General features: G+C 45.5%; 21 protein-coding genes. 11 read left to right on the top strand and 10 right to left on the bottom strand.

Features of this window, described 5'->3' with window-relative positions; translation table 11 throughout:
• The first annotated feature begins 222 nt into the window (after positions 1-222).
• The 6 genes from lptD to apaH all read left to right on the top strand — a co-directional run bounded on the left by lptD (position 223) and on the right by apaH (position 6,982).
• A complete protein-coding gene (gene lptD / locus AACR11_RS21715) occupies positions 223-2,568 on the top strand; it encodes an LPS assembly protein LptD (protein WP_029788821.1) in 2,346 nt (781 codons plus the stop codon).
• A gap of 61 nt (positions 2,569-2,629) precedes the next feature.
• On the top strand, positions 2,630-3,913 hold the full coding sequence (surA, locus tag AACR11_RS21710; RefSeq protein WP_005450468.1) for a peptidylprolyl isomerase SurA: 1,284 nt from the start codon (positions 2,630-2,632) through the stop codon (positions 3,911-3,913).
• Positions 3,903-4,901 (top strand): 4-hydroxythreonine-4-phosphate dehydrogenase PdxA, encoded by a 999-nt coding sequence (gene pdxA / locus AACR11_RS21705; protein ID WP_029788822.1) that lies wholly within the window; start codon positions 3,903-3,905, stop codon positions 4,899-4,901. The genes surA and pdxA overlap by 11 nt, the downstream gene beginning before the upstream one ends.
• Complete coding sequence (rsmA, locus tag AACR11_RS21700; RefSeq protein WP_005450470.1) at positions 4,898-5,707, top strand: 16S rRNA (adenine(1518)-N(6)/adenine(1519)-N(6))-dimethyltransferase RsmA; 810 nt, start codon at positions 4,898-4,900, stop codon at positions 5,705-5,707. The genes pdxA and rsmA overlap by 4 nt, the downstream gene beginning before the upstream one ends.
• Positions 5,708-5,782: 75 nt before the next feature.
• Positions 5,783-6,163 (top strand): Co2+/Mg2+ efflux protein ApaG, encoded by a 381-nt coding sequence (gene apaG, locus AACR11_RS21695; protein ID WP_005450471.1) that lies wholly within the window; start codon positions 5,783-5,785, stop codon positions 6,161-6,163.
• Positions 6,164-6,175: 12 nt separating this feature from the next.
• Positions 6,176-6,982: a bis(5'-nucleosyl)-tetraphosphatase (symmetrical) ApaH gene (apaH, locus tag AACR11_RS21690; RefSeq protein ID WP_029788824.1), complete on the top strand. Its 807-nt coding sequence runs from the start codon at positions 6,176-6,178 to the stop codon at positions 6,980-6,982.
• Positions 6,983-7,049: 67 nt separating this feature from the next.
• On the opposite strand, the gene folA is transcribed toward apaH, so the two are convergent.
• The 6 genes from folA to rplU form a co-directional block, all read right to left on the bottom strand.
• A complete protein-coding gene (gene folA / locus AACR11_RS21685) occupies positions 7,050-7,529 on the bottom strand; it encodes a type 3 dihydrofolate reductase (protein ID WP_029788826.1) in 480 nt (159 codons plus the stop codon).
• Between the two features lie 9 nt (positions 7,530-7,538).
• On the bottom strand, positions 7,539-8,012 hold the full coding sequence (locus tag AACR11_RS21680; RefSeq protein WP_009698851.1) for a threonine/serine exporter family protein: 474 nt from the start codon (positions 8,010-8,012) through the stop codon (positions 7,539-7,541).
• Positions 8,012-8,812 carry a threonine/serine exporter family protein gene (locus tag AACR11_RS21675; RefSeq protein ID WP_017817252.1) on the bottom strand — a complete coding sequence of 267 codons (801 nt, stop codon included), beginning with the start codon at positions 8,810-8,812 and terminating at the stop codon, positions 8,012-8,014. The genes AACR11_RS21680 and AACR11_RS21675 overlap by 1 nt, the downstream gene beginning before the upstream one ends.
• 303 nt (positions 8,813-9,115) lie before the next feature.
• The gene (gene cgtA, locus AACR11_RS21670) at positions 9,116-10,288 is read right to left on the bottom strand and encodes an Obg family GTPase CgtA (protein WP_005450476.1); all 1,173 of its coding nucleotides are present in this window, start codon (positions 10,286-10,288) and stop codon (positions 9,116-9,118) included.
• 211 nt (positions 10,289-10,499) lie between these two features.
• Positions 10,500-10,757, bottom strand: coding sequence for a 50S ribosomal protein L27 (gene rpmA, locus AACR11_RS21665; protein ID WP_005383095.1), 258 nt, complete (start codon positions 10,755-10,757; stop codon positions 10,500-10,502).
• 20 nt (positions 10,758-10,777) lie between these two features.
• A complete protein-coding gene (rplU, locus tag AACR11_RS21660) occupies positions 10,778-11,089 on the bottom strand; it encodes a 50S ribosomal protein L21 (protein WP_000271393.1) in 312 nt (103 codons plus the stop codon).
• Between the two features lie 257 nt (positions 11,090-11,346).
• On the opposite strand from rplU, the gene ispB reads away from it, so the two are divergent.
• On the top strand, positions 11,347-12,318 hold the full coding sequence (gene ispB / locus AACR11_RS21655; protein ID WP_005450493.1) for an octaprenyl diphosphate synthase: 972 nt from the start codon (positions 11,347-11,349) through the stop codon (positions 12,316-12,318).
• Positions 12,319-12,393: 75 nt separating this feature from the next.
• Here ispB and AACR11_RS21650 read toward each other — a convergent pair whose 3' ends face one another.
• Complete coding sequence (locus tag AACR11_RS21650; protein ID WP_005430528.1) at positions 12,394-12,585, bottom strand: hypothetical protein; 192 nt, start codon at positions 12,583-12,585, stop codon at positions 12,394-12,396.
• Positions 12,586-12,718: 133 nt separating this feature from the next.
• The gene (gene mdh / locus AACR11_RS21645; protein ID WP_005450494.1) at positions 12,719-13,654 is read right to left on the bottom strand and encodes a malate dehydrogenase; all 936 of its coding nucleotides are present in this window, start codon (positions 13,652-13,654) and stop codon (positions 12,719-12,721) included.
• 358 nt (positions 13,655-14,012) lie between these two features.
• On the opposite strand from mdh, the gene argR reads away from it, so the two are divergent.
• The 4 genes from argR (at position 14,013) to AACR11_RS21625 (ending at position 19,204) form a co-directional block, all read left to right on the top strand.
• Positions 14,013-14,483, top strand: coding sequence for a transcriptional regulator ArgR (argR, locus tag AACR11_RS21640; RefSeq protein WP_005430583.1), 471 nt, complete (start codon positions 14,013-14,015; stop codon positions 14,481-14,483).
• Positions 14,484-14,867: 384 nt separating this feature from the next.
• On the top strand, positions 14,868-15,836 hold the full coding sequence (locus AACR11_RS21635) for a TAXI family TRAP transporter solute-binding subunit (protein ID WP_005450495.1): 969 nt from the start codon (positions 14,868-14,870) through the stop codon (positions 15,834-15,836).
• A 306-nt stretch (positions 15,837-16,142) separates the two neighbouring features.
• Positions 16,143-18,722: a TRAP transporter permease gene (locus AACR11_RS21630; protein WP_005450496.1), complete on the top strand. Its 2,580-nt coding sequence runs from the start codon at positions 16,143-16,145 to the stop codon at positions 18,720-18,722.
• A 44-nt stretch (positions 18,723-18,766) separates the two neighbouring features.
• Complete coding sequence (locus AACR11_RS21625) at positions 18,767-19,204, top strand: universal stress protein (RefSeq protein WP_005450497.1); 438 nt, start codon at positions 18,767-18,769, stop codon at positions 19,202-19,204.
• Between the two features lie 71 nt (positions 19,205-19,275).
• Here AACR11_RS21625 and thiQ read toward each other — a convergent pair whose 3' ends face one another.
• Positions 19,276-19,980: a thiamine ABC transporter ATP-binding protein gene (thiQ, locus tag AACR11_RS21620; protein ID WP_029788834.1), complete on the bottom strand. Its 705-nt coding sequence runs from the start codon at positions 19,978-19,980 to the stop codon at positions 19,276-19,278.
• On the bottom strand, positions 19,980-21,566 hold the full coding sequence (gene thiP / locus AACR11_RS21615; RefSeq protein ID WP_079324435.1) for a thiamine/thiamine pyrophosphate ABC transporter permease ThiP: 1,587 nt from the start codon (positions 21,564-21,566) through the stop codon (positions 19,980-19,982). Before thiP ends, thiQ begins: the two co-directional genes overlap by 1 nt.
• Positions 21,567-21,573: the final 7 nt, after the last annotated feature.

The raw sequence follows: 21,573 nt of genomic DNA, 5'->3' as shown, positions 1-21,573 counted from the left end.
GTGCCGGACGCAACGATTTCCTTTATGATAATGGAATTAGTTTTTTTACGGTCAGGCTATTTCGCCTGCTTATCTTTGCAGCTATTTTATATCGGCATTATGCCACAGCGAGTCCATGCTCTGGGATAATTGCAAACTATAGTTGATTCATTTGGCTATAAAGCTAGGGTACAACAAGCCCTATAGCCATCGAGTAGTAGTGACACAGGAAAGTTCAATTCAATGCAACATTTCTCCCGCACATTTTTAGCGGCCTCTATCAGCACCGCCTTGTTTGTACCCACCACTCAAGCTGAAGCGAATATCAATGATAGTGTGCAGGAAATGCCCATCACAGATCAATGTTTGGTCGAGACAAGTGGTGAGGAGGACGCGCTAAATTCCCCAGTCGTAGTACAAGCTGATAGTCTTCAGGCGATCAATGGCGACAAAGCCCAATACTCCGGCAACGTAGAAGTGACGCAAGGACCAAAGAAGATTACTGCGGATAGCGTGACACTTCATCAACAAGACAATGTAGTGGTAGCGGAAGGTAACGTAACCTTCAATGACGGTAAGGTGAAGGCGCGCTCTGATCGTGTCACCAACGACATCAACCGAGATACCTTCTCGCTAGAAAATACCGACTACCAATTCCTTTGCCAGCAAGGTCGAGGTACCGCAGCGTATATCGCACGTACGGGTCAATCCGTTTATGAGCTGGAAGACGGCTCTATCACATCATGCCCTCAAGGCGATAACTCTTGGCGATTAGTCGCATCAGGTATTGATGTCGACCAAGATGAAGAAACCGCTACACTGCACCACCCTCGTTTTGAAGTATTGGACGTTCCCGTTTTTTACGTACCGTACTTAACAATGCCAATTGGTGATACGCGTAAGACAGGTTTCCTATTCCCTTCTCTGTCGTATGGCTCCAACGATGGTATGGAAGTTGAGATTCCATTCTATTGGAACATCGCGCCTGAGTACGACATGACGATTACCCCGTTATACATGCAGAAGCGTGGTAACAAGCTCGACGCTGATTTTCGTTACCTAACCGATGGTTGGGGACAAGGTGAAATCAAAGGCGAGTACATGAACAGCGACAAGAAGTACAACGACGAGTCGCGTTGGGGTTACCAGTTCAAACATGAAGGCATCATCAACAAGCAATGGTTAGTCAACTTAGACTACTCCAAAGTCAGCGATATTGATTACTTCCGAGATCTCAGCTCTGATATTGGTAACCGAGAAGATGGTCAGTTGCTTCAAGAAGGTGAAGTACAATACCGTTCGAATTTCTGGGATGCATCACTACGAGTTCGTGATTTCCAAATCCTACTTCAAGACGAGAACCAACCATACCGTCTGCTGCCTCAGTTGGATTTGAACTACTACACACCACTCATGGGCAATTACGTTAACTTTGACGTGAAGAGCCAAATCAGCCGCTTTGATACTGATGATACAGCTAAGCCCGATGCAACTCGTGTTCACGTAGAGCCAGGTCTTACTATCCCGCTTTCGAACTCATGGGCGACATGGACTACAGAAGCTCGTGTCCTATCGACATACTACTCTCAAGACTTAACAGGGCTAACAGATACTAATTTACGCAACCAGCTTGATGAAAACGTATCACGCGTCATTCCAGAGTTCCGTACGCATGCACGTATGTATCTAGAGCGTGACACTAGCTGGATTGAAGGCTACACACAAACGCTAGAGCCTCAGTTGCAGTACTTGTATGTCCCTGAAGAAGATCAGACGAACATCTACAACTACGATACCACCTTGCTGCAAACTGACTACTATGGTCTATTCCGCAGCCGTAAATACAGTGGCATTGATAAGATCGCATCAGCAAACCAGTTGAGTTACGGTGCAAGTACTCGATTCTTTGATGATGACTATAAAGAGCGCCTCAATATCTCGTTTGGTCAGATCTACTACTTCGATAAGAAAACCAAGATCAGTAACAGTTCTAGCGTGCCAGATGAGACCTCAAACTACTCATCTTGGGCTATTGAAACAGACTTCAACTACAACGATTACCTGTTCTACCACGGCGGTATTCAATACGACATTGATTTGAGCGCAATGCAGCTTGCTAACAGCACGCTGGAATACCAATTCAATGGTGGTTTTGTTCAAGGTAACTACCGTTACGTCACTCGAGAATACATCGAAGATACGATCATTCTCGAAAACCTAGATACGATCACTCGTAAGGGGATTTCACAAGCGGGTATTGTAGCGGCTTACGAGTTCAACCCAAGCTGGTCTGCAAGTGGTCAGTACTACTATGACCTGAATGAAAACATTGATATGGAATGGTTGGCGAGCGTGCGCTACCAATCTGACTGTTGGTACTTTGGTTTGACATATTCCAACCAACTGCTTGGCTGGGATGAAAAAGCCATCGGCAGTGCTGGCGCATCACCAAAATACGAAAACAACATCAGCGTGAACTTTGGTATTCAAGGTTTTGCAACCAACCAACGAGCTGATACTGCGGCGAAAGAGCTTGATGGCTCAGACAACGCAATCAAATACGGTCGTCCATTCTATTTGAACAATTAATCAAATTAGGCGTCTTAAACAATAGCAAGACGCTTAATCTATATTACTGACGGAATTTTTAATGAAAATTTGGAAATCACTCTTATTCACCGCGCTACTTTCTTGTGGTGTAACCGCTGCGCCAGTAGAGCTTGATAAGGTTGCGGTTATCGTTAACGACGGCGTAATTCTTCAAAGTGACATCGATACTGCGATGAAGACGCTTCAGGCAAATGCTCGTCAAAATGGCAAGAGCCTACCTTCAGCAAGTGTGCTGAAAGACCAAGTGGTAGAAAAACTGATCATCGACACACTACAAGGACAGGAAGCTGATCGTATTGGCGTCCGTATCGATGACAACCGTCTAAACCAAGCAATTGCGGAAATTGCTCGTAATAACAAGCAGACCGTAGAGCAACTTGCAGCATCTGTTCAAGCTGAAGGTCTAAGCTACCCAGAGTTTCGTGAACAGATCCGTAAAGAAATTGCGGCTTCTGAAGCTCGCAATGCGCTAGTGCGTCGTCGTATCAATATTCTTCCTGCTGAAGTAGATAGCCTTGCCGACCAACTGGCAAAAGAAACCAATGCAACCGTTCAGTACAAAATTGGTCATATTCAACTTCGCTTCTCTGATGATAAAGACAAGTCAGAAGTAGAAGCCGAAGCAAAAGCCTTGGTTAAGAAACTAAAAGACGGTGCTGACTTCTCGGAAATGGCATACACCTATTCAAAAGGTCCAAAAGCCCTACAAGGTGGTGATTGGGGTTGGATGCGTAAAGAAGAAATGCCGACCATCTTTGCAGACCAGATCAAGATGCAAAACAAAGGTAGCATCATTGGTCCATTCCGCAGCGGCGTAGGCTTCCACATTCTAAAAATTGAAGATGTAAAAGGTCTTGAAACCGTAGCAGTAACAGAAGTAAATGCTCGCCATATCCTAATCAAACCGACGGTAATCCTAAGTGATGATGGTGCGAAGAAAGAGCTAAACGACTTTATTCGTCGTATCAAGGCAGGCGAAGCGACCTTTGCTCAGTTAGCGACACAATACAGCCAAGACCCTGGTTCAGCAGCGCAAAATGGTGAGCTAGGTTACCAAACTCCTGACCTATACGTGCCAGAATTTAAACACCAAGTAGAAACGCTGCCAATCGGCTCAATCAGTGAACCATTTAAAACGGTACACGGTTGGCACATTGTTGAAGTTCTAGACCGTCGCCAGGTAGACCGCACGGATTCAGCGATGAAGAACAAAGCATACCGAATTCTATTTAACCGTAAGTTTAATGAAGAAGCTGGCGCATGGATGCAAGAGCTACGCGCAAGCGCATTCGTTGAAATCGTGGATGATAATGATGGCAACTAATTCGATTCGCAGAATCGTCGTAACCGCAGGGGAACCTGCGGGTATCGGTCCCGATTTGGTGCTCGCCTTGTCTAAGGAAGACTGGGCACACCAAATCGTCGTCTGCGCAGACAAAAACATGCTGTTGGAACGTGCCGCACTACTCGGTATTGATGTTCAACTGACTGATTACAATCCAGAAGAAGCACCCAAAGCCCAAAAAGCGGGTACCTTGATCGTTGACCATATCGAAATGGCAGAGAATGTCACCGCTGGTCAACTCAATGAAGCTAACGGTCACTACGTATTAAAAACACTAGAAAGAGCCGCTTTGGGCTGTATGAATGATGAATTTGATGCTATTGTCACCGGCCCTGTACATAAGGGGGTGATCAATCGCTCAGGCGTTGCTTTCAGTGGTCATACTGAATTCTTCGCCGAGAAGTCCAACACACCGTTGGTCGTGATGATGCTGGCAACTGAAGGACTGAGAGTAGCACTTGTCACTACGCACATTCCTTTGGCTTACGTATCAAAAGCCGTCACGGAAGAGCGATTAGAAAAAATCATCGATATTCTTCATAAAGATCTTGTAGAAAAATTTGCCATCTCGCAGCCAAACATCTATGTTTGCGGGTTAAATCCACATGCGGGAGAAGATGGCTGTTTGGGTCGCGAAGAGATCGAGACCATCACTCCGACATTGGAAAAGATTCGACAAGAAAAAGGAATCAATCTGATCGGTCCATTACCGGCAGATACTATTTTCAATGAAAAGTATTTAAACGATGCTGATGCTGTTTTAGGCATGTACCACGACCAAGTGTTGCCAGTATTAAAGTACAAAGGCTTTGGTCGTTCAGTAAACATTACTCTTGGTCTACCTTTTATTAGAACCTCGGTGGATCACGGTACTGCATTAGAACTGGCAGGGACAGGTCAAGCGGATACAGGGAGCTTCCGAACAGCGCTCACGCATGCGATAGAATTGGTAGAGAAGAAACAATGAGAAATGATGTCCATTTAGGACACAAAGCGCGTAAACGTTTTGGTCAAAACTTCCTGAACGATCCGTACATTATTGACGGTATCGTATCAGCAATTAACCCAAGACCAGGTCAAAACCTGGTTGAGATCGGCCCGGGTCTAGGTGCAATCACCGAACCTGTTGGTCGCGAAGTCGACAAGTTCACGGTGATCGAATTGGACCGTGACCTAGCAGAACGTCTACGCAACCATCCTGAATTGGCAGATAAGCTTACTATCCATGAAGGCGACGCGATGCGTTTCGACTTCACTCAACTGGTGAAGCCAAACAACAAGCTGCGTATCTTTGGTAACTTGCCATACAACATCTCTACACCATTGATGTTCCACCTATTTGAATTCCATAAAGACATTCAAGATATGCACTTTATGCTTCAAAAAGAAGTAGTAAACCGCTTGGCAGCAGGTCCGGGTAGCAAGGCTTATGGTCGTCTAACGGTCATGGCGCAGTACTACTGTAAAGTAGTACCAGTGCTAGAAGTGCCACCAACCGCTTTTGTTCCGCCACCGAAAGTAGACTCAGCTGTTGTTCGTCTAGTACCTTACGAAGAACTTCCATGCCCAGCTAAAGATCTACGTTTGCTGGAGCGAGTATGTCGTGAAGGCTTTAACCAACGCCGTAAAACAGTACGTAACTGTTATAAATCTCTGCTCAGTACAGAGGTGTTGGAAGAGCTTGGTATCAACCCAGGCATGCGTCCAGAAAACTTGACGCTACAACAATTCGTCGCCATGGCGAACTGGCTCGCGGATAACCCGCAGCACTAAGAACTCAAACGATAAGCCAAACCCTTGCCGGTTTGGCTTATTATTATTGGGATATTACGTTTCTGAGGAGTGCACATGGACGTCATTCAACCTTGCATTAAGATTCAAGTTCATACCAAATACATCGAAGAACAGTCCAATCCAGAGCTACAACGCTATGTGTTCGCTTACGTCATCACAATAAAAAACCTCAGCCAACAAACGGTACAATTAGTCAGTCGTCGCTGGTTAATTACCGACTCCAACGGTAAACAAATGACGGTAGAGGGAGAAGGTGTCGTTGGTCAACAACCCTTTATCGCAGGTAATGACGAGTATACTTACAGCAGTGGCACTGCGTTAGAAACACCAGTTGGTGTCATGCAGGGACACTACATGTTACTGGATGAAAAAGGACAGGAATTCATCACTGAGATTGATCCATTCCGCTTGGCTGTTCCTAACGTCTTAAATTAATCAGGAGACTCTGTGGCTAACTACATTGTTGGAGACATCCAAGGCTGTTTTGACGAGCTTCAACAGCTATTAGAGCAAGTTAATTTTTCTGTAGAACATGACCAACTTTGGTTAGCTGGCGACCTTGTCGCTCGAGGTCCTAAATCATTAGAAACACTGCGCTTTGTTCGTTCTCTTGGTGACAGTGCTAAAGTCGTGCTCGGTAATCATGACCTGCACCTTATGGCGGTCTCGCAAGGACTCAAAAAGGTCAAAGATAAAGACAAAACCGCACCCATATTCTCTGCCCCAGACAAAGACGAATTACTGACTTGGCTCGCTCAACAACCACTACTTGCAGAACACGATGAGTTTGTAATGTGCCATGCCGGTATCTCTCCGCTATGGGATCTTGAAACCGCCAGAGCCTGTGCCCGTGAAGTGGAAGCGATCATTCGAAGTGAACAATTACCTTGGCTGCTAGAAAACATGTACAGCAACCAACCTGATCTTTGGGATGAATCCCTATCGGGACTTGATCGCTATCGCTATACCATCAATGCCTTTACCCGTATGCGTTTCTGCTTTCCTGACGGGCGACTGGATATGGATTGTAAATTGCCACCGCAAGAAGTATCAGAGGATGAACTGGTGCCGTGGTTTAAGTTACCGCAAAGAATCCCTCTAGAAAAAACGGTACTTTTTGGGCATTGGGCGGCACTGCAAGGTCATATCGATGAAAGCATTATTGGACTTGATACGGGCTGCGTTTGGGGTGGCTCACTAACTATGATTCGTTGGGAAGACAAACAAGTCTTCATTCAAGAAGCTCTCAGTTAACGGCTCTGATTGCCGGACTAGAAAACAAAAAGCACCGCGTTTGCGGTGCTTTTCTCATTCTATCCGATTACTTTTCAAGGACAGTAAAGCGCATATTGTAAGCGTTTTTCTCATCTGCTTGGTATGCCTCAGAGTACGTTTCTTTAAACTCACTACTCCATTGTGGGAACTGAGTATCGCCCTCAATTTCAGCTTCGATATGAGTCACATACAACTTGGTTGCCATTGGCAGACAAGCTGCGTAAATCGCACCACCACCAATGATCATCACCTCTTCCACCTCACCCGCAACGTCTAACGCTTGCTCAATCGATGTGACAGTTGTTACACCTTCAATACAAAGTGACTCATCACGACTGATGACAATGTTCAAACGACCAGGTAGAGGACGCCCGATCGATTCATAGGTCTTACGTCCCATCACAACAGGCTTGCCCATAGTGCAGCGCTTAAACCATGCAAAATCTGCAGGAAGATGCCAAGGCATCTGGTTGTCTTTACCGATGATTCGATTGTCTGCCATCGCGGCAATCATGCTGATGATCATATTGGGTCCTTATACTATGGGTCTGCGGCGATAGAATAACAGCCCCGGAACCGCCAAGCCAACCGCTAAGCCTGCAATAATAAACATCGCCTTAAGAAAGTTTTCCATGCACGTCGCAATGAGTTCAGGCGAATAACCTAAGTGGTTTATCTCAACCATGGCTATCATGGCTTTATAAGCGAATACCCCTGGAACCATAGGGATTAAAGCAGCCACAGTGAATACTTTTGGATGAGCCAGAAAGCGATGGGACCAGTGAACACCTATCAAGCCCACTAAAGTCGCCGCGAAAAAGGTCGCCCACTCAATTGGTAAGCCAAAGTGCATCATTAGATAACGGCTACCATGACCGATCGCACCACCTGCCGCACAGTACTTAAGTGCCTTTTGTGGCACGTTAAAGACCATAGCAAAACCAACCGCAGGAATAGCGGCAAAGAACATGTCGTTTAAAAGCCCTAAAATAAGCTCAAATACACTCATTAGCTCATCCATCCCCAAATACCGGTAACTTCCATAGCAGCAACAATACCAAGACAAGTAGCTAGAGTGAGCAAACTCGCCATAGTGAAACGTGCAATGCCCATGTTGATATGACCTTTCAACATATCGGCAACCGAGTTAATCAATGGAAAGCCTGGAACCAGCATTAATACGGAAGACGCCATGGCAACAGTCGGCAAGTTACCAATTTCGAAGATAACCGCTTGAGCTGAAATCAACGTCGTAACAAAGGCAGTAACAGCAAAATTGAGAAGGGGATTAAAGTGTCGATGACCAATTTCTTGTCGCACGATCATACCGCCAGCAGAAGCAAGAAAAGTCATGACAAACACCCCTAAATCACCTCCAGCCAAATGACTGAATGCCGCACAGGAAAGCCCTATCATAAATACAACTAACCAACGGTTATAGCGCTCAGGACTGATACTATTGAGCTTCTTCTGCGCCATTTTCACATCAAGTAAGCCACGCTCCATCATGATACAAATGCGTTGGATCTGAGTTATCACGCGCATATTAATGCCACGATCCGCACAGCTTCTTGTGGTGGTGATGCAGTGATCGTCCTTTACGGTCGTCACCACTAAAGCATTGGCTGATAATGCCACCGCAACGTCACTCACACCGCATGCAATGCCAATGCGCTGCATAATGTCACTAACCAGCGTACTTTCTGCCCCATGGGCTAATAACATTTGCCCTGCTTGGGCAACAAGCCGAGAGATGGCTCTTTGATTGGATGCCGTCGTAGTACAAGACGGTATAGCTTCCAGTGTCATAAATACTTCCTAAGTCCATTTATACCCAAGTAACCTCAAGACGTTTGGTTCAGCAAGAATGTCTTGGGTTGTAGACGCACAGCGATTTAAGGATTTAGTGAACCTAAATTAAAAATCGACAACAAAGTGCACAAGCCAAGACAACTCGCCCTTTGTAAGCGTGTCATCGACTCGCTCTGACTCCTTCGCCTTGAAGTCACTTGGGTATAATTTATTATTGTGCCGTAAATCACATCTACTAAACATGATTTAGATACAAAAAAAGCCGCAATACACATTGCGGCTTAGTGAATTAGCTAGCGATTAGTCGCGGACGTAAACAACGTGACCGTCGTCTTCTTCATCGTCCCAGTCATCCCAATCGTCGTCGTCTTCAGTAACAACGTCTTTACCAGCGATCGCGTCTTTATGGTAGTCATCCCACATGAAGTTAACTTTATCTTCTTCAGCAACTTCTTCCTCTTCGCGAGGTAGGTTTTCCATAAAGTCAGCTAACTTGTAGCAAAGCTCTTTTGTGCCGTTACGGTTGATCGCCGAGATCTTAAAGTACTCGTCTTCCCAACCTAGCGCATCCAAGATCTCTTGGATCTTTTCATTCGCTTCTTCTTCAGGCATCAGATCCGTTTTGTTGAAAACTAACCAACGAGGTTTGCCTGCTAGTTTTTCACTGTACTGCTCTAACTCATCAATGATAGTTAGGGCATTTTGGATTGGATCTGACTGATCGATTGGCATGATATCGATCATGTGCAGCAGCACACGACAACGTTCTAGGTGCTTAAGGAAGCGAATGCCTAGACCAGCACCGTCAGCTGCGCCTTCAATTAGACCTGGAATGTCTGCAACAACAAAGCTTTTCTCAGGTACGACACTCACTACACCCAAGCTTGGGATTAACGTAGTAAATGGGTAATCAGCTACTTTTGGTTTTGCTGCTGATACTGCGCGGATAAAGGTTGATTTACCTGCATTAGGCAGACCAAGCATACCAACATCAGCCAATAGCAATAGTTCTAAACGGATCTCACGGATTTCACCTTTAGTACCCAGCGTTCTCTGACGAGGTGCGCGGTTTACTGAAGATTTGAAACGCGTGTTACCAAGACCGTGCCAGCCGCCTTTAGCGACCATCACTTTCTTTCCGTGTTCTGCTACTTCGGCAACGATTTCGTTAGTGTGGATATCAACTGCGCGAGTACCTACTGGCACGCGAAGTGTGATGTCTTTACCACGTTTACCAGTACAGTTACCGCCGCGACCGTTTTCACCGCGTTCTGCTTCGTAAAAGCGTTGGAAACGGTAATCGATCAGGGTATTTAGGTTTTCATCGGCTTGGATGTATACATCACCACCATCACCACCATCGCCACCATCAGGGCCACCTTTAGTGATGAATTTTTCACGCCAGAAACTTACAACGCCACTACCGCCGTCACCAGCCTGAACTTTTACTACCGCTTCATCTACGAACTTCATCTTTTACTCCGACTACTTCGTGCGTGGATTAAATCTGATTTGCCATCAAACAATTTTAGCAGATGACAGATCTAAGCTCCCAGATTCCAACCGCGATGGGCTAAAACGAGAAACTTGAATATGCCGACTGCTACAAATAAAAAACCCCGCCGAATCGGCAGGGCTTTTGAATTCAGCTATAAAGCTTTAGTAATTAACCTAAAAGGTAAAATTACTCAGCTTCGATGCTTACAAACTTACGGTTCTTAGGACCTTTAACCTCGAACTTCACCTTACCTTCAGTAAGAGCGAATAGAGTGTGGTCTTTACCGATACCTACGTTGTTACCAGCGTGGAACTTAGTACCACGTTGACGAACGATAATGTTACCTGCAAGAACAGATTCACCACCGAAACGCTTAACACCAAGACGTTTGCTTTCTGAATCGCGGCCGTTACGAGTAGAACCACCAGCTTTTTTGTGTGCCATTGTTAAACTCTCCTAATAGATTAAGCGTTGATACCAGTGATCTTCACTTCAGTGAACCACTGACGGTGACCCTGTTGCTTACGAGAGTGCTTACGACGACGGAACTTAACGATTTTAACTTTATCGCCACGACCGTGTTGTACAACTTCAGCAACAACTTTGCCGCCCTCTACAAGAGGAGCACCAACTTTGATGTCTTCGCCGTTAGCAACAAGAAGAACTTTATCAAATTCTACAGTTGCACCAGTTTCAACGTCTAATTTCTCTAAACGAAGAGTTTGACCTTCGCTTACACGGTGTTGTTTACCACCAGATTGGAAAACAGCGTACATATTTTACTCCGCTTTTTCCGCACAGCCTTTTCATGAGGGTGTGCGCTAAACTAATCATCAATAGGGCGCAGATTCTACAGAAGAGATGCCCCTATGACAAGCCATATTTTGAAAAAATTGGCGAAAAGCTAATCGCCAAAGAAAAGTGCGGCAATCATGCCCTTTAGTAATGTATTAATCAACGTTTTTTAGTGTATTATTCGACAATTATATAAATCGAATAAGCCTTGCAGGGTCTAACTTCAGCCGGATATACGATGGATTTTAAAACTATCCAAGCGCTTACTGCCGATGACATGGCAAAAGTGAATGAAACAATTCAAGCCCAACTAAATTCTGATGTCTCTTTAATCAACCAACTCGGTTTCTATATCGTGAGTGGTGGAGGCAAACGCCTGAGACCACTTCTGGCGATATTGTCAGCTCGTGCTCTTGGTTACCAAGGTAACGGTCATACCATGGCTGCGGCGTTTATCGAGTTCATCCATACTGCGACTCTGTTGCACGATGATGTAGTTGATGAATCTGACATGCGCCGTGGTAAAGCGACAGCGAATGCTGCGTTTGGTAATGCCGCGAGCGTGTTAGTTGGGGACTTTATTTATACTCGCTCATTTCAAATGATGACTGAGCTAGGATCAATGAAGATCCTTAAACTGATGAGTGATGCAGTTAATGTGATCGCAGAAGGTGAGGTTCAGCAGTTAATGAACTGTAATGATCCTGACACGACTGAAGAAAGCTACATGCAGGTCATCTACTCAAAAACTGCGCGTCTGTTTGAATCAGCAACGCAGATTGGTGCCATCTTAAATGACGCACCAGAAGAAGTAGAAGTGGCATTGCAAAACTACGGCAAATACCTTGGCACCGCATTCCAACTGATCGATGACGTGATGGACTATACGTCAGACGGTGAGGATATGGGTAAGAATGTTGGTGACGATTTGGCTGAAGGCAAACCAACGCTTCCTCTATTGCATGCGATGCGCAATACCACGCCAGATAACGCAGCGATGATTCGTGAAGCTATCGAGAAAGCTAACGGTATGGATCGACTAGAAGATATCTTAACGGTTATGCAGCAAGCTGGTTCTCTTGAGTACACAACACAAAAAGCGTTAGAAGAAGCCGATAAAGCCATTGCTGAGTTGGCGGTGCTGCCTGAATCCGACTATAAGCAAGCACTAATTACACTCGCTCATATGTCTGTGAAGCGTACTAGCTAACAAAAAAGAAAGACCCAAAAGTAAAAAGGAAGAGCCATGCTCTTCCTTTTTGTTATCTTTTACTGGTAACAGACCTTAGTAATATTGATCGCAGTTACCATGCAACTGTGGGTTGTCTTCTATTTCATCAAAGCTTACCGCAAGCTGCTCTTCTGACCCCTGCTTCGCCAATAGAACGGTTTCAGCTTCTTGATCGACGACCAAGATGGTGCCAACACCTTGCTGACACTCTACAACCATACCTTTACGGATTCGACTCGCTTCCATCATCTTCTCCTTCACAAAGTTGTTTGGTTCTGACTCTGATACGGCAAGCCAAAAGAAAGGATCAAAAAAGCCGATCCTAAGATCGGCTTTCTTTGCTATTTGTCTTGTTTACATGCTTTGTATGTAGAGACGCTTATTTTGCGAATTCAACACCAATGTTGATATCACCATTTAGCGTTTCTAGCATGCCATCAAGTGCCGACTTCTCGTAGTCGCTTAATGCGCCGTAGCTTAGAACTTCTTCTACGCCATCTTTACCTAGCTTCACAGGTTGCGCGAAGTAAGGAGCATGCTCGCTATCGCCTTCAACATATGCACACTCGATCACGCCTTCTTCACCTTGAAGAGCACGAACTAGCGCTAGACCAAAGCGACATGCCGCCTGACCCATAGACAGAGTTGCACTACCGCCACCCGCTTTTGCTTCTACAACTTCTGTACCTGCGTTTTGGATGCGCTTCGTCAGAGCTTCTACTTCTTCAGCCGTGAACTCAACACCTTCAACTTGAGAAAGTAGAGGAAGAATCGTTACGCCAGAGTGACCACCGATAACAGGCACGCGGATATCACCTGGATCTTTGTCTTTTAGCTCAGCAACGAATGTTTCTGAACGGATAACATCTAGCGTCGTTACACCAAACAGCTTGCGCTTGTCGTAAACGCCTGCTTTTTTCAACACTTCAGCAGCAATTGGCACCGTTGTGTTCACTGGGTTAGTGATGATACCTACACATGCTGTTGGACATACAACGGCAATCTTCTCTGCTAGCGATTTAACGATGCCAGCATTTACGTTAAACAGATCCGCGCGATCCATACCAGGCTTACGAGCCACACCAGCTGAGATTAGCACCACGTCCGCACCTTCAAGTGCAGGCGTTGGATCTTCACCAGCGTAACCTTTGATAGAAACTGGAGTTGGGATATGGCTAAGATCAGCAGCCACACCAGGAGTTACTGGAGCAATATCGTATAGGGCTAAATCAGAACCTGCAGGAAGACGGTTCTTAAGTAGAAGGGCCAGTGCTTGACCGATGCCGCCAGCGGCACCAATAACGGCTACTTTCATGTAGTTCTCCTTGAGAGTATTTCTCTTATAAACGTATTCGTAGGGTATTTTGTAACCAGCTGAAATAAAGCTATCGGAATCACAACTTGATTACAATCAATTAACGCCAGCTTTGCGACCTCGCGCAACTCACTGTTACCGTGCTACAAACAAAGGTCTGATTATTCTTTTATTCTGTTGAAATGACAAGAAATTCAACACAATAAATAGGTCAACGATTTCATACTTAAAGAATCCTATCCTGTTTAGGGTTTACAGTGATGGAATTAACATAATGTCGTGACTTTTTGGCACTGCATGAATATCTATGCGAGAATATGCAAAATTGCTGACCCTTGATAAGAGAATCATAACGACTATGCGCAATTCAGAAAAACAAGATAACTTAGTTCGCGCTTTTAAAGCCTTATTAAAAGAAGAGAGTTTTGGCTCACAGGGCGAAATCGTTGATGCACTAAAACAACAAGGTTTTGAAAGCATCAACCAATCTAAAGTCTCTCGCATGCTAACCAAGTTTGGTGCTGTCCGTACACGCAACGCAAAAATGGAGATGGTTTACTGTCTGCCTGCTGAGCTAGGTGTACCAACAGTGAGCAGCTCTCTACGCGAGTTGGTATTAGATATTGATCATAACGCCGCTTTGGTTGTCATTCATACAGGTCCAGGTGCTGCTCAACTGATCGCACGCTTGCTTGACTCTCTTGGCAAATCTGAGGGTATTCTTGGTGTCGTTGCGGGCGATGACACTATCTTCATTACCCCAACAATGCCAGTATCTACAGAACAACTGTTCAAATCTGTGTGTGAACTTTTCGAATACACAGGCTAAGTAACTGTTTGTGGGCTATGAAATTAATTGAATTTTGTAGCCCATTAAAAATGTAAATTTTTTGATTTTACAGCTTATTTTTCACCCAGCAATTTTGTGATCAACATCACGCTATTGGTTTTTTTAACACCTCTTCTCAAAGTCATCATAAGTATTTGTTCTAGAAAGAATTAACTTACAAATTTATCTCCACTCTCAGTCGCAACATTTAGACTTATTCGCTATAACTTTTAACAATCGGATAATTTTCTGCCAATTTTTTGTTATGATTCGCTCGCTTTTTCAAACGATTGGATTGGAAAAGATGCCGTTTCCAAATAGGAAACTCCTGAAGTAATTTATGGTTATTTCCGGGTTAATAATGAATATAAGGAAGGGAAATTCATGGCATTTAACAAACTTCTTAAAGTAGGCGCTATCGCTGCAGCAGTTATGGGCGCAGGCGCAGTTAACGCTCAAGAGTTTATTACTATCGGTACTGGCTCTGTTACAGGTGTTTACTACCCTACTGGTGGTGCTATTTGTAAATTGGTAAACAAAGGTCGTAAAGATCACAACATTCGTTGTTCAGTAGAATCGACTGGCGGCTCAATTTACAACGTCAACACAATCCGTGCTGGCGAGCTAGACTTTGGTATCGTGCAATCGGATTGGCAGTACCACGGCTACAACGGTACGAGCAAGTTTGCTGAACAAGGTCCGTACAAAAAACTACGCGCAATGTTCTCTCTTCACACAGAACCTTTTAACATCATTGCACGTGCAGATTCTGGTATCGAAAACGTTAAAGACCTGAAAGGTAAACGTGTAAACATCGGTAACCCAGGTTCTGGCGACCGCGCAACAATGGGCGTAGTGATGGATGCTATGGGCTGGACTAACGACAGCTTCAAGCTAGCATCAGAGCTTAAAGGCTCAGAGCGTTCACAAGCTCTATGTGACAACAAGATCGACGCGTTCATCTACATGGTTGGTCACCCGAATGGTTCAATCAAAGAAGCTACAACCTCTTGTGACGCGAAACTGATCCCGGCGACAGGTCCAGAGATCGACAAGATCGTTGCTGAAAACCCTTACTACGCGTTCAGCACAGTACCTGCTGGTATGTACCGTGGTACAGACAAAGACGTAAATAGCTTTGGTGTTGCGGCAACAATGGTAACAACATCAGACGTTTCTGATGAGGTCGCTTACAACGTGGCAAAAGCGGTGTTTGAAAACTTCGACACATTCAAACGTCTACATCCTGCATTTGCAAACCTGAAGAAAGAAGACATGGTGAAAGCTGGTCTTTCTATCCCTCTTCACCCAGGTGCAGTGAAATACTACAAAGAAGTAGGCCTGCTTAAGTAAGCAACTACTGACTTCAAGCTCAGGCAGAAACGGATCGCTTTCTGCCTGATTGAGTATGCTGGCGGGACAGCCCCATCAGCATACTTTGTTCAATTTGCTTTATGCAATCTGCCGATTTCTTTCGGAAGTCGCGCTCATACCTAAGAAAAAGAAAACGCACCTTTACCACTCTCATCGTTCAATGAGTTTAAGGGTTATCGCGGTTCAATCGAAAGCAAACTTCGCTCTATTCACTACACTGTTATAGCGAAGCGAGGTTCTCGAAACACAAAACAGACAGGACCATCAATAATAAGGAAAAAGTACATGGCGACGAACAACACTCCGTCACAAGATGTGCAAGAGATGGTGGCTCAGGCAGACACAGGTGCGCGTAGCCCAATGGGCTTGCAAGGTCGAATCCTATGGTTCGTACCACTGTGCTGGTCGCTATTTCAATTATGGTATGCCTCTCCGCTACCATTTATTTTTAATTTTGGCGTACTCAATGACACTGAAGCGCGAGCAATTCATTTAACTTTTGCTACTTTTCTCGCTTTCACTGCTTATCCAGCAATGAAAAACTCTCCGCGTGATCATATCCCTTTGATTGACTGGATATTGGCACTAGCGGGCAGTTTTGCGGCAGCTTACATTTATATTTTCTACACTGAGCTTGCCGGCCGTTCAGGCGCACCAACCACTGTCGATATCGTGGTATCAGTCACTGGTATGGCATTGTTGCTTGAAGCAACACGTCGTGCACTTGGTCCCCCTTTGATGGTCGTTGCAGCCGTATTCTTGACTTACACCTTCGCTGGTCCATACATGCCAGATGTTATTGCTCATAAAGGCGCAAGCTTAAACAAAGCGATGTCGCATCTGTGGTTAACAACAGAGGGTGTATTCGGCGTGGCGCTTGGCGTATCAACGTCTTTCGTATTCTTGTTCGTACTGTTTGGTGCCATGCTAGAACGCGCAGGTGCTGGTGCTTACTTCATCAAAGTTGCTTTCTCACTGCTTGGTCACATGAAAGGTGGTCCAGCGAAAGCCGCAGTGGTTGCATCAGGTCTATCCGGTCTAGTTTCAGGTTCATCCATCGCTAACGTAGTAACGACAGGTACGTTTACGATTCCATTGATGAAGCGAGTTGGCTTCCCTGGAACAAAAGCGGGTGCTGTTGAAGTTGCAGCCTCTACTAACGGTCAGCTCACACCACCTATCATGGGTGCAGCAGCATTCTTGATGGTAGAGTACGTCGGTATCTCTTACGTTGAAGTCATCAAAGCTGCTCTACTTCCAGCACTGATTTCTTACATCGCCTTGATTTACATTGTTCACCTAGAAGCATGTAAAGCTGGCATGACAGGGCTTCCTCGTCGCCACAACCCAACAATGCTACAAAGCCTATTGTCATTTACTGGCACCATTCTCGGTTTGTGCGTTATCAGTGCCTTGGTTTACTACGGTGTGGGTTGGACTAAAGACGTATTTGGCGATGCTGCTACAACCATCGTAACCATCGCGTTATTAATTGCTTACGTCGGTCTGGTGAAGATTTCAGCCAACCACGCCAAAGATGGTGCAATCGAAATTGATGCGGAACTCACTGAGGTCCCAGATCCAGGTCCAACAATTAAATCTGGCTTACATTTCCTATTGCCTATCGTCGTACTGGTTTGGTGTTTGACCGTTGAACGCTTTTCTCCGGGTCTATCGGCATTCTGGGCAACGGTATTCATGATCTTTATCTTGCTGACGCAACGCCCATTGATCGCATTACTGTCAAAACAAGGTGACTTGGTTGAACAAACTAAAGACGGCTTTGTTGACCTCGCAGAGAGCTTGGTGTCAGGCGCACGTAACATGATCGGTATCGGTGTCGCAACAGCAGCGGCAGGCACTGTAGTTGGTGTGGTCACCCTTACTGGTATTGGCTTGGTGATGACAGACTTCGTCGAGTTCATCTCTGGCGGTAGTGTCATACTCATGCTGCTGTTTACTGCGGTTATCAGTTTGATTCTGGGTATGGGTCTGCCAACAACTGCCAACTACATCGTTGTATCAACACTAATGGCACCGGTTATCGTAACTCTGGGGGCAGCTCATGGCTTGATCATCCCACTGATTGCGGTGCACTTATTCGTGTTCTACTTCGGTATATTGGCTGACGATACCCCTCCAGTAGGTTTGGCTGCATTTGCAGCTGCTGCAATTGCCAAGTCAGATCCGATTCGTACTGGTATTCAAGGCTTTACCTACGATATTCGGACTGCGATCCTGCCATTTATGTTCGTCTTCAACACTCAACTTCTATTGATGGGGATCGACACTTGGTGGCACTTAGCGCTGACCGTAATCTCTTCAATCATTGCCATGTTGATTTTCTCTGCGGCGACGCAAGGTTGGTGGTTCACACGTAACAAATGGTGGGAAACGGTCCTACTATTAGTATTAACGTTCTCTTTCTTCCGCCCTGGTTTCTGGTGGGACATGCTCTACCCAGCGAAAGTTCTTTCCCCTGGTGTTGAGATAGCTCAAATCACAGAAGGGCTAAATGTAGGAGAATCCCTAGAGTTACGTGTCGCTGGTGAAAACTTAGAAGGCGATTACATAGAGAAAACGGTACGTCTTCCGTTCGAAGATAAAGCGGCAACCGCTGAAGAACGTATTTCTTCAATGGGTCTAATGCTGACCGAGAACGACGGCAAAATGATCGTAGACATGGTTGAATTTGGCAGCCCGGCAGAATCTTCTGGTATCGACTTCGATTGGGAGATCAAATGGGTAGTTCAAGACGCCGATCGACCGATGAAAGAGTGGGTATTTATCCCTTGTTTGATGATTTTGCTGGTACTTGCCCTGAACCAAAAACGTCGTGCTCGTAAGGAACAGTTGAGCGCATAACCGATTTGGCCTCGAGGATACGGGGCCTTAATGAGAGACATTGAATGTACAAACAAATTCTTGTTCCGGTTGATCTAAATGACCAAGGCTTTTCTGACCGCGCCGTTGAATTGGCGGTATGGCAGGCGAAGCAAGCCAATGCTGAAGTGCACCTGCTGACAGTATTGCCAGGCATCCATATGTCAATGGTCGCGAGTTACTTTCCGAAAGATGCCGCTGCAAAAATGAAGCAAGACGTAAAGCAGCAGCTAAAAGCGTTTGCTGATCAGCATATGGACGACGAAGTGATTTACAAGGTGCATGTTGCGGAAGGTAAAGCTTACGCAACCATCTTAGATTACGCAGAACGTTTAGGTGCAGACCTTATCATTATGCCAAGCCACAAACGTTCGAAGATCAACAAAGTGATGCTGGGCTCTGTAGCGAGTAAAGTAGTAGAGAACTCACCAATCAACGTTATGGTGGTGAAGCCTCAAGGCTAACGCGCTCATTCAAACTCAAAATGAAAGAAAAGGTTGATGCGAGCATCAACCTTTTTTCTGTCTTGGGCTAATTATCTCGCTGCTTTGACAAAAGCCTTCAATGCTTCGCTGCAATGTAGAGCATTGAGTTCGCGAATTTCACCCGACGCTTCTACCTGACCACCAGCAACAAAAGCAAAGTGGCTGGCGATGGCTCTGGCATCACTCAAATGGTGCGTGACCATCAATACCGTAATGCCGCGTTCAGCAGCCAACTGTTTAACCAGTGTCAGCATCTCTTCACGCAGCACGGGGTCAAGTGCAGAAAAAGGCTCATCGAGTAGCCACATCGGATGCGGCTGAACAAAGCAACGAGCGAGTGCCACACGCTGGCGCTGACCACCAGAAAGATGTTCAGGTAAACGGTCCAGATACTCAGCAACGCCGACTTGCTTGGCTGCTTGCTCGACAAGAAGCTTTTGGTCTGCCGTAAGCTTTAACCCCGGATGCAACCCTAAACCAATGTTGTCCCTTACTGACAGGTGGGCAAACAGATTGTGTTCTTGAAACAACATTGAAAACGGACGCAGATACGGCTCTTTGCTCACGATAGACTCACCATCAACCAGAATATCGCCTTGGTCTGGATTGATGAAACCAGCCACTAACGCCAATAAAGTCGATTTACCTGCCCCGCTCGGTCCCATCAGTGAAACGATTTGCCCACGTTGAATGTCTAACTCAAAACGAAACAGTTCACGCTGATAGGTGTACTGTACATCATCCAACACTAGCATTACGCTCTCTCCTTCGTTTTCAATACTTTTTCAATCAAAGCAAAACAACCTACGCTGAGTAACAATAAAGTAACGGATACTACCGCTGCCGCATCCATTTGATAACTGCCCAGTAGTTGGAATAGATACAGCGGTAAAGTTCTAAACTCTTGCCCACCAAACAAGGCAATCGCACTTAAGTCACCAATCGCAAACATAAAGCTGATAGCAAAAGCATGTGCAAATGGCTTGCGCAGTGCTTGCCACTCCACGACTTTAAAACGCTGCCAACCGCGCATCCCCAAACTGGCGCACACGTACTGGTACTGCTGTTCAATATGTAACATGGGTTGAGACAAGGTTTTAATCACATATGGCAATGCCATTAATCCATTCACTAGAATAACGACGAAAAACGCCAAGCTGAATACATCGGTAAACGATCGTAGTAACAGGAACAATCCCGTACTGATCACCAATCCCGGCGTTACTAAGATAATGGTTCCGATAAGCTCGATTTGGTCGGCGCGAGTGTTTTTGCACTGCAATCGCCAACGTCGGCTGGTCAGTAAAATCGACACGCCAGCAGCAACAGCAAGAGAGCTCGCGAGAACAGCGACTTTAATTGAATTAAGCAACGCGGACCAAAAACGCTCATCGGTCAATACCGTCCCAACTTGTTGGTTGATCCCACTGAACACCACCATCAAAAGTGGCGGTATTACTAGTAAAAAGGCACCTATGATCCAAAAGCTATCCCAAGCTTTTGACCACCCATGATCCTTCGTTAAATATTGCTGTACTGATGTGCTGCCAGCGCTTACTGATACTGGCTTCGTCAACTTCTGTACGCCAATTGCTAACAAGCCACATAACAGCATTTGCCATAGTGCCAAAAGTGCCCCTGCCTGCAGATCAAAATCGAACTTAATTGCCTGATAAATGGCAAGCTCAATAGTGGTCGATTTCGGTCCTCCACCCAGCGCCATCACGGTGGCAAAGCTGGTAAAGCAAAGCATGAACACTAAGCCGCTTACGTGTGGTAATTGCTGCCTTAGGCGTGACCATTCTACCCAGCGGAATTTGTCCCAATGGCTCATTCCAAGGTGCGCACACAGTTTATGTTGCTCTGCGGGGATCGACTCTAATGCTTGCAAAAGTAGGCGCGCCGCATAGGGCATATTGAAGAACACATGCGCAAGTAAAATTCCGTTCAGACCATAGATGGAAAACGACAGCTCAGCGTCGATACTTTTTAGCCATTGAGCCAATAAGCCGCTATTACCGTAAATCGCCAATAAGCCAAATACACCGACCAACACAGGCAGAACTAAGGTAGACGCAAACAACTTTAATAGTAGAGACTTACCATAGAACTCACGTCGAGAAAGCGCGTGCGCCACAGGGATCGCCAAACCGACACTCAAAACCGTAGAGAGGAAAGCTTGGTAGAAACTGAACTTGGTGACGTGCTGATAGTATGGTTCTCCCCACACTATAGACACATCAAGAGAAGGCGCTTGGACAATCAAAGCACCTAAGGCAGAAATAACAAAGGTCGCGATAATCATCGCGACCCCTAACCCTATTTTCGGAACAGAATTCAAAAGTAGA

Source organism: Vibrio sp. L85 (assembly GCF_963871815.1).
Lineage (GTDB): Bacteria > Pseudomonadota > Gammaproteobacteria > Enterobacterales > Vibrionaceae > Vibrio > Vibrio harveyi.
Note: the sequence above shows the minus strand (reverse complement) of the source record. Positions and strands in the feature narration are given on the sequence as shown.

Bases quoted from the DNA above. Each gene is read 5' to 3' on its own strand.
- AACR11_RS21630 (WP_005450496.1), top strand. From the start codon at position 16,143: ATGGCGACGAACAACACTCCGTCACAAGATGTGCAAGAGATGGTGGCT.
- rsmA (WP_005450470.1), top strand. From the start codon at position 4,898: ATGAGAAATGATGTCCATTTAGGACACAAAGCGCGTAAACGTTTTGGT.
- pdxA (WP_029788822.1), top strand. From the start codon at position 3,903: ATGGCAACTAATTCGATTCGCAGAATCGTCGTAACCGCAGGGGAACCT.
- mdh (WP_005450494.1), bottom strand. From the start codon at position 13,654: ATGAAAGTAGCCGTTATTGGTGCCGCTGGCGGCATCGGTCAAGCACTG.
- lptD (WP_029788821.1), top strand. From the start codon at position 223: ATGCAACATTTCTCCCGCACATTTTTAGCGGCCTCTATCAGCACCGCC.
- AACR11_RS21680 (WP_009698851.1), bottom strand. From the start codon at position 8,012: ATGAGTGTATTTGAGCTTATTTTAGGGCTTTTAAACGACATGTTCTTT.
- AACR11_RS21650 (WP_005430528.1), bottom strand. From the start codon at position 12,585: ATGGAAGCGAGTCGAATCCGTAAAGGTATGGTTGTAGAGTGTCAGCAA.
- surA (WP_005450468.1), top strand. From the start codon at position 2,630: ATGAAAATTTGGAAATCACTCTTATTCACCGCGCTACTTTCTTGTGGT.
- AACR11_RS21635 (WP_005450495.1), top strand. From the start codon at position 14,868: ATGGCATTTAACAAACTTCTTAAAGTAGGCGCTATCGCTGCAGCAGTT.
- apaG (WP_005450471.1), top strand. From the start codon at position 5,783: ATGGACGTCATTCAACCTTGCATTAAGATTCAAGTTCATACCAAATAC.
- rpmA (WP_005383095.1), bottom strand. From the start codon at position 10,757: ATGGCACACAAAAAAGCTGGTGGTTCTACTCGTAACGGCCGCGATTCA.
- ispB (WP_005450493.1), top strand. From the start codon at position 11,347: ATGGATTTTAAAACTATCCAAGCGCTTACTGCCGATGACATGGCAAAA.
- AACR11_RS21625 (WP_005450497.1), top strand. From the start codon at position 18,767: ATGTACAAACAAATTCTTGTTCCGGTTGATCTAAATGACCAAGGCTTT.
- cgtA (WP_005450476.1), bottom strand. From the start codon at position 10,288: ATGAAGTTCGTAGATGAAGCGGTAGTAAAAGTTCAGGCTGGTGACGGC.
- folA (WP_029788826.1), bottom strand. From the start codon at position 7,529: ATGATCATCAGCATGATTGCCGCGATGGCAGACAATCGAATCATCGGT.
- argR (WP_005430583.1), top strand. From the start codon at position 14,013: ATGCGCAATTCAGAAAAACAAGATAACTTAGTTCGCGCTTTTAAAGCC.
- rplU (WP_000271393.1), bottom strand. From the start codon at position 11,089: ATGTACGCTGTTTTCCAATCTGGTGGTAAACAACACCGTGTAAGCGAA.
- thiQ (WP_029788834.1), bottom strand. From the start codon at position 19,980: ATGCTAGTGTTGGATGATGTACAGTACACCTATCAGCGTGAACTGTTT.
- AACR11_RS21675 (WP_017817252.1), bottom strand. From the start codon at position 8,812: ATGACACTGGAAGCTATACCGTCTTGTACTACGACGGCATCCAATCAA.